At 44.8% G+C, this 15,186-nt stretch carries 16 protein-coding genes and 1 pseudogene; 10 read left to right on the top strand and 7 right to left on the bottom strand.

Features of this window, described 5'->3' with window-relative positions; genetic code table 11:
* The first annotated feature begins 291 nt into the window (after positions 1–291).
* Positions 292–2,484 carry a hybrid sensor histidine kinase/response regulator gene (locus PN466_RS05975; RefSeq protein ID WP_271937755.1) on the top strand — a complete coding sequence of 731 codons (2,193 nt, stop codon included), beginning with the start codon at positions 292–294 and terminating at the stop codon, positions 2,482–2,484.
* A gap of 76 nt (positions 2,485–2,560) precedes the next feature.
* On the opposite strand, the gene PN466_RS05970 is transcribed toward PN466_RS05975, so the two are convergent.
* The 4 genes from PN466_RS05970 to PN466_RS05955 all read right to left on the bottom strand — a co-directional run bounded on the left by PN466_RS05970 (position 2,561) and on the right by PN466_RS05955 (position 6,986).
* Entirely contained in the window at positions 2,561–3,133 is a 573-nt protein-coding gene (locus PN466_RS05970; protein ID WP_271937753.1) for a Uma2 family endonuclease, read from the bottom strand.
* A 130-nt stretch (positions 3,134–3,263) separates the two neighbouring features.
* Positions 3,264–4,853, bottom strand: a complete 1,590-nt coding sequence (locus PN466_RS05965) for a glycoside hydrolase family 57 protein (protein WP_271937752.1) — start codon at positions 4,851–4,853, stop codon at positions 3,264–3,266.
* 169 nt (positions 4,854–5,022) lie between these two features.
* Positions 5,023–6,474, bottom strand: coding sequence for an LCP family protein (locus PN466_RS05960; RefSeq protein WP_271937751.1), 1,452 nt, complete (start codon positions 6,472–6,474; stop codon positions 5,023–5,025).
* Positions 6,475–6,617: 143 nt separating this feature from the next.
* Complete coding sequence (locus PN466_RS05955) at positions 6,618–6,986, bottom strand: hypothetical protein (protein ID WP_271937750.1); 369 nt, start codon at positions 6,984–6,986, stop codon at positions 6,618–6,620.
* 132 nt (positions 6,987–7,118) lie between these two features.
* On the opposite strand from PN466_RS05955, the gene PN466_RS05950 reads away from it, so the two are divergent.
* The 6 genes and pseudogenes from PN466_RS05950 to PN466_RS05925 all read left to right on the top strand — a co-directional run.
* The gene (locus PN466_RS05950; protein WP_271937748.1) at positions 7,119–8,339 is read left to right on the top strand and encodes a caspase family protein; all 1,221 of its coding nucleotides are present in this window, start codon (positions 7,119–7,121) and stop codon (positions 8,337–8,339) included.
* Positions 8,340–8,350: 11 nt separating this feature from the next.
* Positions 8,351–8,635 carry a hypothetical protein gene (locus tag PN466_RS05945; RefSeq protein ID WP_271937747.1) on the top strand — a complete coding sequence of 95 codons (285 nt, stop codon included), beginning with the start codon at positions 8,351–8,353 and terminating at the stop codon, positions 8,633–8,635.
* Between the two features lie 36 nt (positions 8,636–8,671).
* Positions 8,672–8,917 carry a hypothetical protein gene (locus tag PN466_RS05940; protein WP_271937745.1) on the top strand — a complete coding sequence of 82 codons (246 nt, stop codon included), beginning with the start codon at positions 8,672–8,674 and terminating at the stop codon, positions 8,915–8,917.
* A 16-nt stretch (positions 8,918–8,933) separates the two neighbouring features.
* Entirely contained in the window at positions 8,934–9,176 is a 243-nt protein-coding gene (locus tag PN466_RS05935) for a hypothetical protein (RefSeq protein WP_271937743.1), read from the top strand.
* A 19-nt stretch (positions 9,177–9,195) separates the two neighbouring features.
* Positions 9,196–9,405, top strand: a complete 210-nt coding sequence (locus PN466_RS05930) for a hypothetical protein (protein ID WP_271937742.1) — start codon at positions 9,196–9,198, stop codon at positions 9,403–9,405.
* A pseudogene (locus PN466_RS05925) lies at positions 9,395–9,607 on the top strand (PIN domain-containing protein); the annotation flags it as partial. The gene PN466_RS05930 and the pseudogene PN466_RS05925, both read left to right, overlap by 11 nt.
* An 83-nt stretch (positions 9,608–9,690) precedes the next feature.
* Here PN466_RS05925 and PN466_RS05920 read toward each other — a convergent pair.
* On the bottom strand, positions 9,691–9,984 hold the full coding sequence (locus PN466_RS05920) for a hypothetical protein (protein WP_271937738.1): 294 nt from the start codon (positions 9,982–9,984) through the stop codon (positions 9,691–9,693).
* Positions 9,985–10,186: 202 nt separating this feature from the next.
* The gene (locus PN466_RS05915) at positions 10,187–12,667 is read right to left on the bottom strand and encodes an HAD-IC family P-type ATPase (RefSeq protein WP_271937736.1); all 2,481 of its coding nucleotides are present in this window, start codon (positions 12,665–12,667) and stop codon (positions 10,187–10,189) included.
* A gap of 80 nt (positions 12,668–12,747) precedes the next feature.
* On the opposite strand from PN466_RS05915, the gene PN466_RS05910 reads away from it, so the two are divergent.
* On the top strand, positions 12,748–13,686 hold the full coding sequence (locus PN466_RS05910) for a D-hexose-6-phosphate mutarotase (RefSeq protein ID WP_271937734.1): 939 nt from the start codon (positions 12,748–12,750) through the stop codon (positions 13,684–13,686).
* 174 nt (positions 13,687–13,860) lie between these two features.
* A complete protein-coding gene (locus PN466_RS05905) occupies positions 13,861–14,001 on the top strand; it encodes a hypothetical protein (protein WP_271937732.1) in 141 nt (46 codons plus the stop codon).
* Between the two features lie 61 nt (positions 14,002–14,062).
* Here the strand turns inward: PN466_RS05905 and PN466_RS26210 are convergent, their stop codons facing one another.
* Positions 14,063–14,197 carry a DUF6887 family protein gene (locus tag PN466_RS26210; protein ID WP_390889975.1) on the bottom strand — a complete coding sequence of 45 codons (135 nt, stop codon included), beginning with the start codon at positions 14,195–14,197 and terminating at the stop codon, positions 14,063–14,065.
* A gap of 326 nt (positions 14,198–14,523) precedes the next feature.
* Here PN466_RS26210 and PN466_RS05900 point away from each other — a divergent pair, with 326 nt between their 5' ends.
* On the top strand, positions 14,524–15,096 hold the full coding sequence (locus PN466_RS05900; RefSeq protein WP_271937730.1) for a Uma2 family endonuclease: 573 nt from the start codon (positions 14,524–14,526) through the stop codon (positions 15,094–15,096).
* The last annotated feature ends 90 nt before the right edge of the window (positions 15,097–15,186 follow it).

Raw genomic sequence — 15,186 nt, 5'->3', positions numbered from 1 at the left:
AAATTTAATGTCTGAATTTATGTTTTTATGAATTTTTGTAAAATAGAAATCGATGAGGTGCGATCGCAATCTATAGCAGTGAAAGAGTTGATTAGGATAGTGAGGTTATGGTTTGAGGCAATAGGCAATAGGTAATAGAAAATGTCCTAACTCTCCCTTTCTCTGCTATAGATCGAAAGCCGAGTCACCTGACCTCAAGAAATGTAACGTTATGCGAAGATATATCTCGTCAGTTGAGTACATTGGGAAGATAATGCCATGCTTGTATCCCCCAACCGAGAATAAACTGCCATGGATCTACAGCGTCTTCAAGAAGAACAAGAATTAATTTTGTCTCAAATGGACAACGCGATCGCTCTATTCGACGCTTCCCATCACTTGGTCTTGTTTAACCAGAAGTTGGCTCAGTTGTGGGAAGTTGACCTTGAGTATCTACAAAAACAGCCCCATATTGAAACGGTTATTAGCCACTTAATCCATCAAGGCTATTGGAGTCCAGGAGAATGTCAAGAACTCAAATCCAGAATTATCGGATCGGCAAAAACGGATGTAGCCATTGAAGTTGAACAATCTAATGGAATTCACTTGGAAATTTCAACAACAGCTACTTCTAATGAAGGACGATTACTGATTTTCCGCGATGTGACCCGCGATCGCCAAGCACTCAAACAAGCAGCCCTGATGGAAGAAAGCTTAAATGCAGAGGTCAAGCGTCTCCGTTTCCTGTTAGGCCTCAATGAACGGCTACAGACCCCAGTTTCCCTGAAAGATATGGGTCAATATGCCCTGAATTATCTCATAGAAACGATGGACTCAGCATTTGGGGATATTAAAGTGATTAGCGGAGAAGGGGAGGAACGACTAGCCGGCCCCTTAACCAATAATATTTCCGGTCAATTTATTGCCAGTTGTGGTAAACCCGTGGTGGAAGAAATGGAATCCTTACTACAAAAAGGCATTCCCCAGGGTCAAGGTTTGCTCTGGGAAGTTGTCCGTACCGGAGAACCCTTATTTATTGAAAATTACTGTAACCATCCCCAATCACTCGAGATATTTCGCCATCCGAACATTGGCCAATTGGGGATTTTTCCCATTCCTACTTCTGATGGTCGGGTGATTGGGGTGTTAACCTTAGAATCGCGCAATATACACCGACTGGAAAATTCTCCCCAGCAGGATATGCTCATCGCAGCGTGTCGGACTTTGGGTGTGGCGATTGAGCGGGCCAGCGCTCAGGAAACCCTGCATCAAATTAATCAAGATTTAGAGCGAGCGTCTCAATTAAAATCGGAGTTTCTGGCTTCTATGTCCCATGAACTACGAACTCCATTAAATAGTATTTTAGGCTTCTCCGATTTATTGATCCGCCAGCGCTCTGGTCAATTGAATGAACGGCAACAAAATCAGGTAAAGGCGATCGCCTCTAGTGGGAAACATTTGCTCTCTCTGATTAATGAGATCCTAGATTTATCGAAAATAGAGGCGGGTAAATCGGAACTGGAGCTACAAATTCTGGGTATTCATGAGCTATGTACGGATTGTCTGAAGATGATCCAACCCCGTGCAGATAAAAAACGGCAAATTCTCTCGTTAGAGTTGGATTATCGTTTGGATCAGGCCTTACTCGATGAACGGCGTATCCGTCAAATTTTAGTCAATTTGCTCTCTAATGCGGTGAAGTTTACTCCGGAGAAGGGACAGATTAAACTCAAGGGCAGATTAGCATATGGGGAAGAATTAGCCCAAGAAAATCGCTGCGATCGCTCCCCTATTAATCAGAGTACTCCCTATCTTTGTTTAGAAGTCCAAGATACAGGTATTGGCGTTCCCGAAGATCAACAACACCTACTCTTTCGTCCCTTTCAACAAATTGACTCCTCTTTAACCCGTCGTCATGAGGGAACAGGTTTGGGTCTTTCCCTAACGAAACGACTGGCTGAACTCCATGGGGGAACTCTCTCGTTTGAGTCCCAAGAGGGTAAAGGTAGCGTGTTTCGAGTTTGGTTACCCCTGACGGGAATGAGTCGTTTATCTGCTAAGGAGATGGACTTGGATCAAGAGGGGCCTCCCATCGGCGATCCTCCTAAAGAAGTGAATGGGAAGCGGGTGTTAGTGGTAGAAGACCAACCCTATAATCAAGCCTTGATTTCTGAGATCCTGGAGCTGGAAGGCTATAGGGTGGAATTGATCGCTGATGGTCAAGTAATGGTCAATACCATTGAGTCTCCCTTAGTAACCCAACAAAATTTACCCGCATTAATCTTGATGGATGTACAGTTGCCAGAAGTGGATGGTTTAGAGTTAGTCCAGCGCTTGAAAGCCAATCCTTTGTGGAAAGAGGTTCCAGTGATTATTGTCACGGCAATGGCGATGGCTGGCGATCGGGAGCAATGTATGAAAGCAGGAGCAGATGGCTATTTGAGTAAGCCTTTGGACTTTGAGGAAGTGGTGGAAGTGATTCAACAGGTTCAGCACAAGAGTTAGTAGGCGATCGTTGATCGCAGAGAGTGAATTGTGAATCATTAAACGCAGCACGGATTAAGGAATGAACGAGGGGGATTTACCAAATTTTGGATAATTTCAAAACAAACCCGGGTAATATCTTTTCTCCTGATAATGTAGAAGGGCGGTCTAATTTTTCCACTTCTCGATCGGGTCGATAAATCTCTACTTGTTTTTTCTGTCGATTGATCAGCCAACCTAATTTTGCTCCATTATCCAAATATTCTTGCATTTTTTTTTGGGTCGCTTTCCATGAATCGCTTGGTGACATTAATTCGACCACAAAATCAGGACAAATATGGCTAAATTTCTCTCGTTCTTCTAGTGGTATTTTTTCCCATTTTTCGAGAGGAATCCAAGAAGTGTCGGGAGAGCGTTTTGCACCGTTAGGCAAGGTGAAACCGGCTGAAGAGTCAAATACGACACCTAATTGTTGGTCTTCATTCCATAACCAAAGTTGAGCAGTTAGTCCAGCATTACGATTACTGGTTTCATCACCTGCGGGAGGCATAATGACTAAATCTCCATGAGCATTACGTTCAAAGCGAAGATGCTTATTTCTGATGCACAACTGATAATATTGCTCATCAGTCAAATTGACGGTTTCTAGGTCGAGAGTCAAATGAGTCATCTTAACTCCTAATCTCAATTAAAAATGGGGAAAGGAACACAGTTGAGTTATTTACAGTGCTTTGCGCTCTCCGTAGGGGAATGGAGAAGAAGTCTATCCCCGTGTCTACTGATACTCCTCTCTCCACACTCTAGCGCGGACGATATACCCGATAGTCAATGTTGGGGAAGATATTGTCCATATGCTCGACCTTTTCTAACCAACCACTATCAATACTTCCTGCCATCACATCGTCATAGATTTTATTAAAGCGCATCAAATGGGATTTGGTGCGCCGGTTGGCATAGGGAACCATGGTTCCGCTCCGCATAATGAACGCCCAATCGGAGGATTGGGCTAATAAGAGTTCCCTAGCACATTGGTTAATGGCTCTTTCTTCCAGGCGATCGCCTCCTTCACGTATGCTTAACTCTACCATGCGATCGGCTGCCTGATGTAAGTGGGGATAAATCCAACTATTGGTTTCATTCAACCAATATTCATGAAATCCTTTATAACCCCAACTTGACTGGGCAGGACGGCACACTTGTTGGGTAGGATAGTCATTCAAATAATCCGATAAATGGGTCATCGCATAAGTGCTTTGATCGAACCAAGTTTTACGATACAGATAATCTAAAAACCAAGGCCCTTCATACCACCAATGACCAAATAATTCAGCGTCGTAGGGCGATAAAATAATTGGCGGACGTTGCATAATTCGGTGCAGATGTTGCACTTGATATTCCCGATTAAACATGAAGTTCCCGGCATGTTCAGCCGTTTTTTCTTTTGCCCAATAGGGATCGTAGAGTTCTTTTTCTGATAATCCTAAGCCTCGACCGCTGATTTTATGATATTTAATACCAATATTTTTCCGTTGTCCATTGGGTAAAATATAAGGTTTAATATATTCATATTCTGCTTCCCATCCCAAGTCTTTATAAAATTCTCGATATTCTGGCGCTCCTGGATAACCAACTTGAGAAGACCACACTTGTTGGGAGGATTCATGGTCGCGGCCAAAAGCGGCTACTCCAGTCTCGGTGAAAATGGGGGCATAGGTTCCAAACCGGGGACGGGGACGAGCATACATGATCCCATGACCATCAATGAGAAAATAGCGTAGTCCAGCATCAGCGAGCAGTTTTTCTACGCCTTCATAATAGGCACATTCGGGTAACCAAATGCCCCTCGGAAGCTGACCAAAGATATCTTGATAATGGTCGCAAGCGACTTTAATTTGTGCCCAAACCGTTTCTGGCTGCCTTCTCATTAAGGGGAAGTAACCATGGGTTGCGCCACAGGTGATAATGTCGAGATTATTACTATCTTGAAATTGCTTGAAGGCGGTAATTAAGTTCCCTTGATATCTCTCCCAAGTGGCGCGAGTCTTGGCAAATTCTTGGGCATAAAATTCTGCTAAATATTTGAGGTGACCGTGATATTTGTAGCGATCGATTTCTTTTTCAATTAATTCTTGGAGTTGGGCTAAATGGTGGTCATAGCGTTTTTGTAGGAGGGGGTCCATGAGCATGGAGACAAGTGGAGGAGTCAAGCTCATGGTTAGTTTGAAGTCTACCCCATCCCGTTTGAGTCCTTCAAAAATATGAATTAAGGGAATATAGGTTTCTGTAATTGCCTCGTAAAGCCATTCTTCCTCTAAGACATAGTTACTTTCTGGATGACGGACAAAGGGAAGGTGTGCATGAAGAACAAAGGCAAGATATCCAATAGCCATAGAGAGTTCCGTAGGAGTTTGATCAGATGGGTGGGCGTTTTTCACCTCTTTATTACAATACAGCAGTAGTGGGTAATGGTTAATGGGTAATTAGCTAGCCAATAGGCAATAGAGAATTTCCAATTTCACTGCGTCCCTCGATCGCCCTATCTCCCTATCCCCTCATGGTCTAATAGGATTGCCATTCAGAATAGGAGGTAGAGTCGATTCTTGATTCTGTTGCCATTTGCGTTAACCAGTCTTGGCCGAGTTGAATGGTGACATCGGATTGTAAACTACCAGTGCTTTCAACACGGACTTCTCCAAATCCGAGGACGTTACGAATGGCTCTGGCGCTTTCGATATTGCCGTCTTGGGCAATAATGCGGGTGGTAGTGAGGGGATCGCTCCAGGAATTAGTGGAATAGAGGTTATAGTAGCCTTGGGCTTCTAACCAAATGAAGAGTTGATCGACGGATTCGAGTTGGCCGGTGGTGTCTTGAATGGCGATCGCCAATTGGGTCGGATCGATCTCATAATCGGTATAGTCGTCATAGGCTTCATAGCCAAAATCAAAATGCTCGGCCATGAGCGAGTCAATACTACCGTAATTCGGAACCCAATAACTGGCATCAAATTCTTCTAGTTCGCTAAATCGTCCGGGTAAGAGTAACATCTGCATTTTAGAGCGATCGGTTTGCCCAGCAAAGTTGGCTAGGGCTAATAATTCTTCTACGCTTAAGTTGGTGTCAATATGGGAGCGAATCACCGATAAAATTTTGGGTAATCTGCTCAGGGTGGCTGGACTGAGGGTTTGTTCCGTCATTGCTCGTAAGAACATCTGTTGCCGTTGAATGCGCCCAATATCGCCTAAATTATCGTAGCGGTAGCGCAAAAATTGTAGAGCTTGAGCACCGTTTAGGTGTTGAGTTCCAGCTTTGAGATTGATGTAGAGATGTTGGCTATCATCTTGGTATTTCATGTCCTTGGGCACATGAACCGTGACTCCACCCAAAGCATCAATCAGTTTTTCAATACCTTGGACGTTGATGCGAACATAGCGGTCAATTCCTACGCCTCCGAGTAGTTCGCTGATGGAACTGGCAGTGAGGGCTGGGCCACCATGGTAGTTGGCTGCGTTGATTTTGACTAGACCATGGCCTTCGACCCAGGTGCGGGTGTCACGGGGAATGGAAAGGAGGGTGACTTTATTTGTGGTTGGCTCAAACCGCAGCATGAGCATGGTATCGCTGAGACCTTCAAAGGAGTTGACGAGGGCGTGGTATCCTAAATCAGCGATTTCTTCGGGAGGGGTGTCTACATCGGAGGTGAGGACTTTTACCCCTAGAATCATAATGTTGACGGGGCGGGTGAGTTCGGGGAGTTGGAGGTTGTTACCGGAAGAGATTTTTTCCCCTTGACCAAAAACGGCAGCTTCTTCTGGAGTGAGTCTGCTTTGCATTAAGGGGGTGCTAATTAAAGAGACGGCTAACAGGGCCCCAGCCGTGGCTGATAATAGGGCAATACCGGTTAGTCCTAGTCCAATGGAGAGCCATCGCAAACCACTCCCAAGGGGTCTGGGGACGGGTTGGGGGTAGGATTTGAAGGGGGTCTTGCGATCGGAGCTTTGATGAATGGACACAGGTTTCCTCACACTTTAATTAGAAATAATGAGAAGAGGTTCGGACTCTTCTGATTTGGGATTCAGCGGCAATTGTTACATATTATTGCCTTTCTCACCACTGGTTGATACCTGGTGAAGGTTAGAGTAGGTTTTTGTTCCGGTTAGGGTAAGCGATCGCCGAGTTCAGAAATGCCCGGAATGCAAATGTTTTGGTGTCTCCACAGGCGAATCATTAACCAAATATTAAGGAAAAAGTAGCCGGAGGTGAGGGTACTGCTGGTGATTAGCAGAGGAAGATGCAGGGATTCGGAAGCGTTGGCGCTGGTGTTGAGTAGACTAATGGCGATCGCCCAACTGAGGGCAAGAACAACGGCTAAACGGCAGGTGAGTTGGATTTGGCGATCGCCTTTTTTCTGGTAGAGCGTCCATAGAGCGGGGACAAATCCGACGACGGGGGTGAGGTACACATAGAGCTGTAGGCGCTTGAAATAGGGATTTTCCTTATTTTCGGGCGATCGGCGATCGGTCATTATCGAGTTCCATCAGCAAGTCCTTTACTATCCTACAGGCTTTGGCTCATTCCTTCCGGCGATCGGGTTTCCTAGTCCGGAAAATTTTGGGCACAATGGAAATCATTCATCGTTTGCTTAGAGTTTCCGGTTATGTTTTGGTCTCATCTATTGTCTGCTACCCTGACCAGTTTATCCGCACTGGCCGTTTTTCCCCCCTATTCTGCACCTGTTTCTACTTCATCAACTTGCCAATCTCTGAGTCAGCCCCCCAATTTTCTGGTGGTTGCGGGTGGTGGAAATCCTGCCACTAACGAAATTGCCCTAGAAAAAAATGTCCTTTATTTTCAACGAGTGCTGAAATATTTGGGCTATAACCCAGAACAGGATGCTGATTTTTTCTTTGCTAATGGAAATGATGGACAGCTTACTGTGCGTTATTTAGATGAGAATCAGGAAGAGAAATTTAAAGTTCCTCAAATTCCCTTTTTAAAGGGTTCTTCCACCTTGAAAAACTTGACGAATTGGTTTCAAGCGCCCCTCGCCCAATCTCTCGATCGAGGCTTGTTTCTCTATTTTACTGGCCACGGCTTACAAAATCAAGAAAATACTGAAAATAATACGCTTTTATTGTGGGATCGTCAACAAGTCAGTGTGCAAGAGTTTGCCCAATTGTTAGACCTGATGCCCGCCGAAAAGCCTGTCGTTACGATGATGGCTCAATGCTATTCTGGCTCCTTTGCGAATATAATTTATGAAGGGGGGAATTCAGAAAATCCCGTTGCCCCGCAGACTCGATGCGGTTTTTTTGCCACCGTAGAAACTTTACCTTCGGTCGGTTGCACCCCAGAAGTGAATGAAGCAGACTATGTGGACTATAGCTCTAGCTTTTTTGCCGGTTTAAGTGGTCAGAAGCGCACGGGAGAAAGAGCCGATTCTGCGGATTATAACCAGGATGGTCGTATTTCCTATATAGAAGCCCATGCCTTCGCCAAAGTAGACAATAAATCGATCGATTTACCCCTATCGACTTCGGAAAATTGGTTACGGCAAAAGGCATCAGAAGCAGAAATTCAAGAAATCTTAAAGCAACCGATCGCTACGGTGATGAAAACAGCTCGTCCTGAGCAAGTTTATGTGATTAATCAACTAATGGAGACATTTGAATGGAATCATCTCAAGTCTTATCTGGAAAACTTAGAAGAGATCAATCCAGAAACCCTAGAAGATGAAGTGCAAGAAGCCTTGGCAGTGCGATTAATGCTAGAGTTGGTGAATGTGGGGATGGAAGATAAAGTGCGTCAGAGCGATCGCGAAGAGGATTTAGCGATCTTAAATCGCTTGTTAGAGTGCGAGCAAGGATCGTGGCGGTAAGTGAGTATAATATGATTCTGTCCATATCCAAAAATTTGCTAGATAATGCTCGTACAAAGGAGGCAGAAAATAGCCCGCCAGGAATCTATTATTTAAGGGATCTGTATAAAAGTGCTATCATCGTTATCCATCAATTGCCGAGAATTCCAGAAACCCTATGGTTGAGACTTCTGGGAAGAGGAACAGTTCAACAACAAGCCATTCAAGAATTGGAGAGCCTGCCGCCAACCCATCGATGGCGAGCGAATGTGATAAAATTAGTGTGGCATTTTTTAGCGGTTTTAGCCCTACGGTAAAACCCAGCAGCCGATCCAGATGAGGAAGTGCTAATCGTGACTCTAACTCAATTGTATGAAGAGGCGATCGCCCAACTGCGCGAAGAAGGACGCGAAGAAGGGCGACAAGGAATCCTCCGGTTGATAGCGGATATTTTGCGCGTTCGTTTTGGAGAACTAGATGAGGAACTGGCGGCTATTGTGGAGGAAATTGCTACTCTGCCATCAGATGAGTTTACGCCTCTGTTGCTACAATTGTCTCGCGAAGAGCTACTGGAGCGATTTACAAAGGACGCAGAATAGGGACGATCGGGAGCTAATGGTGACTCTACATAAATTGTATGAAGAAGCGATCTCCCAACTACAAGAAGAAACACGACAACAGGAAAAACTCCGTTTCGTTACTAATCTTCTACGAGTCGGTTTTGCAGAAGTGAATGAGGAACTGCTGGCTATTGTGGAGGAAATTGCCACCCTGCCATCAGATGAGTTTACCCCTCTGTTGCTACAATTGTCTCGTGAAGAGCTATTAGAGCGATTTAGAAAGGAAGCAGAATCTTAGCTAATGGAGTTGGTAGACAATGAATAAGCGCCAACAGTTGATTGAAGAACTTGAACAAGCACCCGATGATGTAGTGCAAAAAGTTCTAGAGTTTTTACACCAAATTCAAGTCAGTAAGAAAGAACATCCTCTGGCGAAGTTTGTGGGAATTTTGAGTGATGCTGAGGCAGAGGAGATGCAGCAAGCTATTCGGCAAAATTGTCGGCAGGTAGATGGAAATGAGTGGTGAGACAGCTTTAGATACTTCAACTGCCATTCGGTTTCTCAATGGTGATGAAAGGGTAGTTGAAAACATTTTGGCTTTGCCAGAAGTGATATTACCAACAGTTGTGGTTGGTGAGTTGCTTTTCGGAGCCGAAAATTCAACTCGCCCGTTACAGCATCTGCTTCGTTATCAGGAATTTATTGCTCCGTGTATTGTTCTCCCCTTAGAGCTGATTTATAAAGGAAAAACCCGAAGAGAAAAGTGATCGGTAAAGTGGTAGAGTCATGTTCTCCCTAACTTCGTAAGATATCAGAAAGGCTCGTTTTCCCTTTCCTCCACGGCTGCAATCTGCTCTCTGGTTAGATATTTCTCTCTTACCGCTCGTACTGCTCCTTTAGTAAAGAATATATCTCCGAGAGTATGAATCCACTCATTCAACTCACTATTGTTGTAAATATATTCGTCAAAGCTGAAGCAAAGCCAATCGTGTGCATTCCGAGCAGCATACTCTTCTGGAGACATTTCTTTGTAGGGAAAGATTTGTAAGGCATGCTCTTCACGTGACTCAGGTGCAGGTGGATATTTATCTAAGTGTTTATGCATACAAGTTCTCTTAAGAGGGGAATAGGGAGAAAGGGGGACAAAAGAGTCGCTATAGTTCGCAAGACTTGATTTTACCGTTCTCTAGCTCTTAACATTCACTTTATAAATAGGCTCTAAGCCGGTAGTTTACCAATCCGTTTTATGTTTGCAGGGATTCTAGCACAACTAAAATGGTTTAGGACTCGCTTTTATTCTCATTTAATTAATGAAATTTCCCCAAGAAACGCTCTAACCATTTCCGTCGCCAGGTGAGGCGCAGGAGATACATCCACAGCAAAACGATCGCCACAATAAAGGCGTAATCTGATGCTGATAATAGCGTCAAGTCAAAGAAGTTTCTCACGGGGGCGATCGCCAAAATCAGCCCGTATAACCCCAACAAACTCACCGCAACCTTCGTATATCGCCAATCTCCGCTCAGGGGTTCCACGGCTACCCAGAACCGCGTTGGGGGTTTGAGAAACAGCATTAACGTTAAGCCACAGAAGATTAAGAGGGTGACTAACGCGCTGCGAGGAATAGCTAATAACTCATTATCGACAATCACCATCCCACCCTGACTCACCGCTCGCCAAACACTGGTGACTAAATAGCCTAAATAAACGATTAATCCGGCTAAAGTTACTGATAATGTGGCGGGTAAAATAAACCGAAAGAGAGCGCGAACCCGATTGCCATCCTGTTCCCCTCTCGGTTTCGCATAAATGGGCAAACTCATGGTTGGAAAGCCGACAGAAAGCGCAGTCACCAAAGCACTATGTTTATTCAATAAGGGAAATGTACCAATCACTTGACCGGTGGCTAAAATGAGTAAGGTAAATGAAAAAATGCGGATAATAAACAACTTCAATACATCCTGAATTCCGTTTTGAATTCGTTGCCCTTCCAACAGTGCAAAGGGGAGCGAAACAAACGAATCTTTTAATAACACTAAATCCGCCACTGCTTTGGTTGCTTTACTGCCACTTTCCATGGCAATCCCCAAATTCGCTTGTTTCAGGGATAAAACATCATTCACTCCATCCCCAATCATGGCTACATAAATCCCTTTTTGGCGCAATTCTTTCACCAATTGCGCTTTTTGATCGGGGGTAATCCGCCCGAAAATGGTATAGTCTTGCACGACTTGCGGCCATTTTTGCGGTTCAATTTGGGCTAACTCCGCTCCCGAAATCATCGCTAAATTTCCCTCTAATCCCACCTGACGGGCGATCGCCTGTACCGTCTGCGGATAATCCCCCGAAATAATCTTCAGTTGCACCCCTGCTTGTTGAAATCCTTGCAGCGTTTCTAACACTCCCGGACGCAATTTATCCCCTAAAATTACCAATCCCAAAGGGGCGAGGGTAGGGGGAATCGTGGGCGTATTGTTGCGTTCGCGAAGCGACTCCAAAGGAGTATCGTAAAGGTTGATAATCTCTGGAGAACCGGCAAACAGCAAGACGCGATAGCCTTGTTCCGTCCACTGGTGAATCGTTTCCCGGATTTCCTCGGAAAGGGGAATCGAGCGCGCTAGGATATCCGGAGCGCCTAGCACATAGGTTCCTTGTTCTGTCCCAGGAGCAAAAATACACCCGCTCCACTTGCGTGCAGACGTAAAGGGAACTTCCTCCTTAACCGATTGTGGGAAACGGGGAGAATAACGAGCGATCGCCTCACTGGTGGCATTTTGAGTCGTCGAACTCGCGGCATAAACGCCTAAAACCTGCTCTAGACGCTCCGTTTCACCATTAATTGCCTCTAACTGATGCACTTCAATTTGATTCGCGGTTAGCGTTCCCGTCTTATCCAAACAGAGAATTTCCACATGGCTCAGGGATTCCACAGAATTCGCCTGTTGAATCAGAATATCTCGATCTAGCATCCGCACCGCTCCCAGAGCATAGGCTAGAGTAATCGATAAATAGAGGCCCGCAGGCACTAAACTGGAGATTACTGCCGCTTTTTGCACCCCATCGCTCACCGATAAGGTGCGACTGAGAACGGCGATCGCCACTAAAATCCACAGAAACCCAGCCACCAAAATAAAGATGCGAATCACCAGATTAATCTGTTCCTGTAAAGGAGTATACACCTGTCGCACCGCCCTAGCCCCCGACGCCAGACGATAAGCAAGGGTTTCCTTCCCCACCTGTTGTGCTTCATAATACCCATTGCCGCTAATGCAAAACGTGCCAGAGAGCAGGCGATCGCCCGGTTTTTTGACAATGGCATCACTTTCCCCCGTTAACAGAGACTCATCCACCTCAATTTGTCCCTGCAACACTTCTCCATCAAGGATGATTTGCTCTCCAGGAACCAGATGCAGCACATCCCCCTGAACCAGTTCACGAGGATCGAGGGTGCATTCTTGACCATTGCGCATTACCAGCGATCGCGGACGGGTTAACAACGCTACTCGGTCTAACTTGCGTTTCGCCCAAATTTCCTGACAGACACTCACCATCACCGCACTAAACAATACTGCAATCACGATCGCTCCATCGCTGTAGCGTCCCAGGGAAATCAGCAGCATAAAAATCGAAAAGAATACCCCATTAATGAAGGTAAATACGGTTTCGCGTAAAATATCTTGATAGGAACGACTATTGGGTAAATTAACATTATTATGCAAGCCGGACCGATAGAGGCTTTCCACGCGATCGTCCGTTAATCCGGTGGGTATAGAATTAGCATTTACCATGAAGCATGATTGGTGGATAATAATGGAATAAAAAGCCAAGCGGCTAGGTACATTTGAGACTCAATTATCAGGTTTATTTTATGATTAATCAACTCAATGATCGCTATGCAATTGACGGCCAACTCAAATTTATTGATGGCACAACCGAGTTCCCACCCGATCGCATTATATCGGTTCCTGAAGAAGTAGAAGGCTTTCCCATTATCCAAATTGAGAATAACTTCGCCAAGGCTACCATTGCCCTTTATGGGGGTCATGTCCTCTCCTTTCAACCCATGACTGAAGCGGAGGATCTCCTGTTTCTGAGCGAAAGCGCACGCATCCAAGCGGGAAAAGGACTGCGCGGTGGAATTCCCGTTTGCTGGCCCTGGTTTGGCCCCCATCCAGAAGACTCAACACTTCCGAGTCACGGGTTTGTACGCAATCGGTTTTGGTCAGTTTTGTCCACCGGAACGACTCCAGGAGGAGAAACCCAAATCCAGTTAGGATTAACCGATACCCCAGAAACCCGCGAACTTTGGCCTCATGCTTGGGAATTAGTCATTGACATTGTCGTTGGTGATACCTTAACCGTGGGTTTAATTACTCGTAACCAAGGGAATGAACCCTTTACAATTACCCAAGCCTTACATACCTATTTCCAGGTCGGCAATATTGATGGAGTCAGGATTTTGGGCTTAGATAGAACAGAATATATTGATAAAGTAGAGGGTGGAGTGCAAAAATCTCAAGCTGGAGTAGTAGAGATTGACTCAGAAGTCGATCGCATTTACATGAATGTTCCACCTAAGTTAGCGATTGATGATTCCACCTGGAAACGCCAGATTCAGATCCTTTCTAAAGGGAGTAGCAGCGCTGTTGTCTGGAATCCTTGGTCTGAAAAAGCTGCTAAATTTGCCGATTTAAGTGATGATGACTATCTTCGGTTTGTCTGTGTGGAAACTACTAATGCAGGGCCAGACCAAATTGAAGTGTTCCCCGGACATGAATATCGATTAGAGTCGAAAATTAGGAATTGAAATCATCGTAAGGTGGGCAGGAGGATTAGCGATTGAGTCACTTTCGACAACTTTAACCCTGCCCACCTTAGATCAAATCCTTAAATATGCACTATAGCGCGAAGCGCTAGGCAATAGGCAATTGAGAAGTTGGTATTTACTTTCTTAAAGATAGGGAGAATTTAAAAAGTGATCATGAGTCAATTATCTCTCAGTGGCAAGAAACTAATAGCGTTCGACTTTGAAACAGTTATAGTCAATTGTCGTGGTGAAACCATCAAAGGCGAAAACCACACTGCCCAATATTTCATTGAGGATTTGGGCAATTATGAGTAAGATGCGATCCAACTAGCCTTACCATACCTCTTGTTGGGTCATTCATTGCCTCAAAGCTCTGCTAATTGCTCTCTAACGTTTTTAGTTTTTCCCGAATGGCTGATTGAATCTTCGCGTCAAAATTGGGGTCATTTGGACTAGCAATCAGTGATTTTGGACGTTGGTTAAATCTGTCCAAATAAGCCTGAAAAGCCATTTTATCTTCGCGGTTGCTGAGAAAGTAACGTTTTAATTCGTCATCACTGCATTGCCTCAAAATTGACTGGATACATCAGAATACCTCCCCATTAGGCACGATCTCAGACTCAATATCTAATGAATGTTAATTGATAGCTCACCCGATACAAACTTTCTAGCTGATCGGCAGTAGGCATTTTGTTCACTTACTCCACCGGTTACCCTTGCTTAGGATAGATTTAGAGAATTATAGCTCAAAGGCTCAAAGGCGATCGCTCATATAATACGCTAACATAGACGAACCCTATCCCATCCCTGGCAACTCTCTAGAGGCTGAGTGTAACCATGATTTCATCAGAAGTAAAAACCGTCCGTTGGACAATTGATGATTTAGAAGGATTCCCCGACAATGGCACGAGGTATGAGATTATTGATGGAGAACTATTCATGACCAGATCGCCCCATCTAAATCACCAGGACATTTCTGGAGCGATTTATACAGAACTACGAATTTGGTCAAAAAAAACAGGTTTAGGAAAACCATTTTTTTGTCCTGGAGTTATTTTTTCCAATAGTGATAATGTAATCCCTGACTTAGTGTGGATATCCCGCGAACGTCTATCCCAAGTTTTAGATGAATCTGGACACTTTACGGGTGCGCCAGAGTTGGTAATTGAGATATTATCGAAGTCAGAGAAGGATAAAAAGCGAGATAAAGAAACGAAGTTAAAGTTGTATTCTGTACAAGGAGTGCGAGAATACTGGATCGTTGACTATCAGCAACGAGAAATTGAAATCTATCGCCGTAATCAAGGAAGTTTAGAAAAAGCTGTTACCTTATTTGAGCAAGATACGCTCACTAGCCCCCTTTTGCCAGACTTTCAGTGTCCTCTAGAAGTATTGTGGGAAGACGAATAGAAATGCCCTCTCCCTAAATCCCTCTCCTATGGGAGAGGGACTTTTTCTCCCCTTCTCCCACAGGAGAAGGGGCTGGGGGATGACGGGCAC

The sequence above is a fragment of the Roseofilum reptotaenium CS-1145 genome (genome assembly GCF_028330985.1).
Lineage (GTDB): Bacteria > Cyanobacteriota > Cyanobacteriia > Cyanobacteriales > Desertifilaceae > Roseofilum > Roseofilum reptotaenium.
Note: the sequence above shows the minus strand (reverse complement) of the source record. Positions and strands in the feature narration are given on the sequence as shown.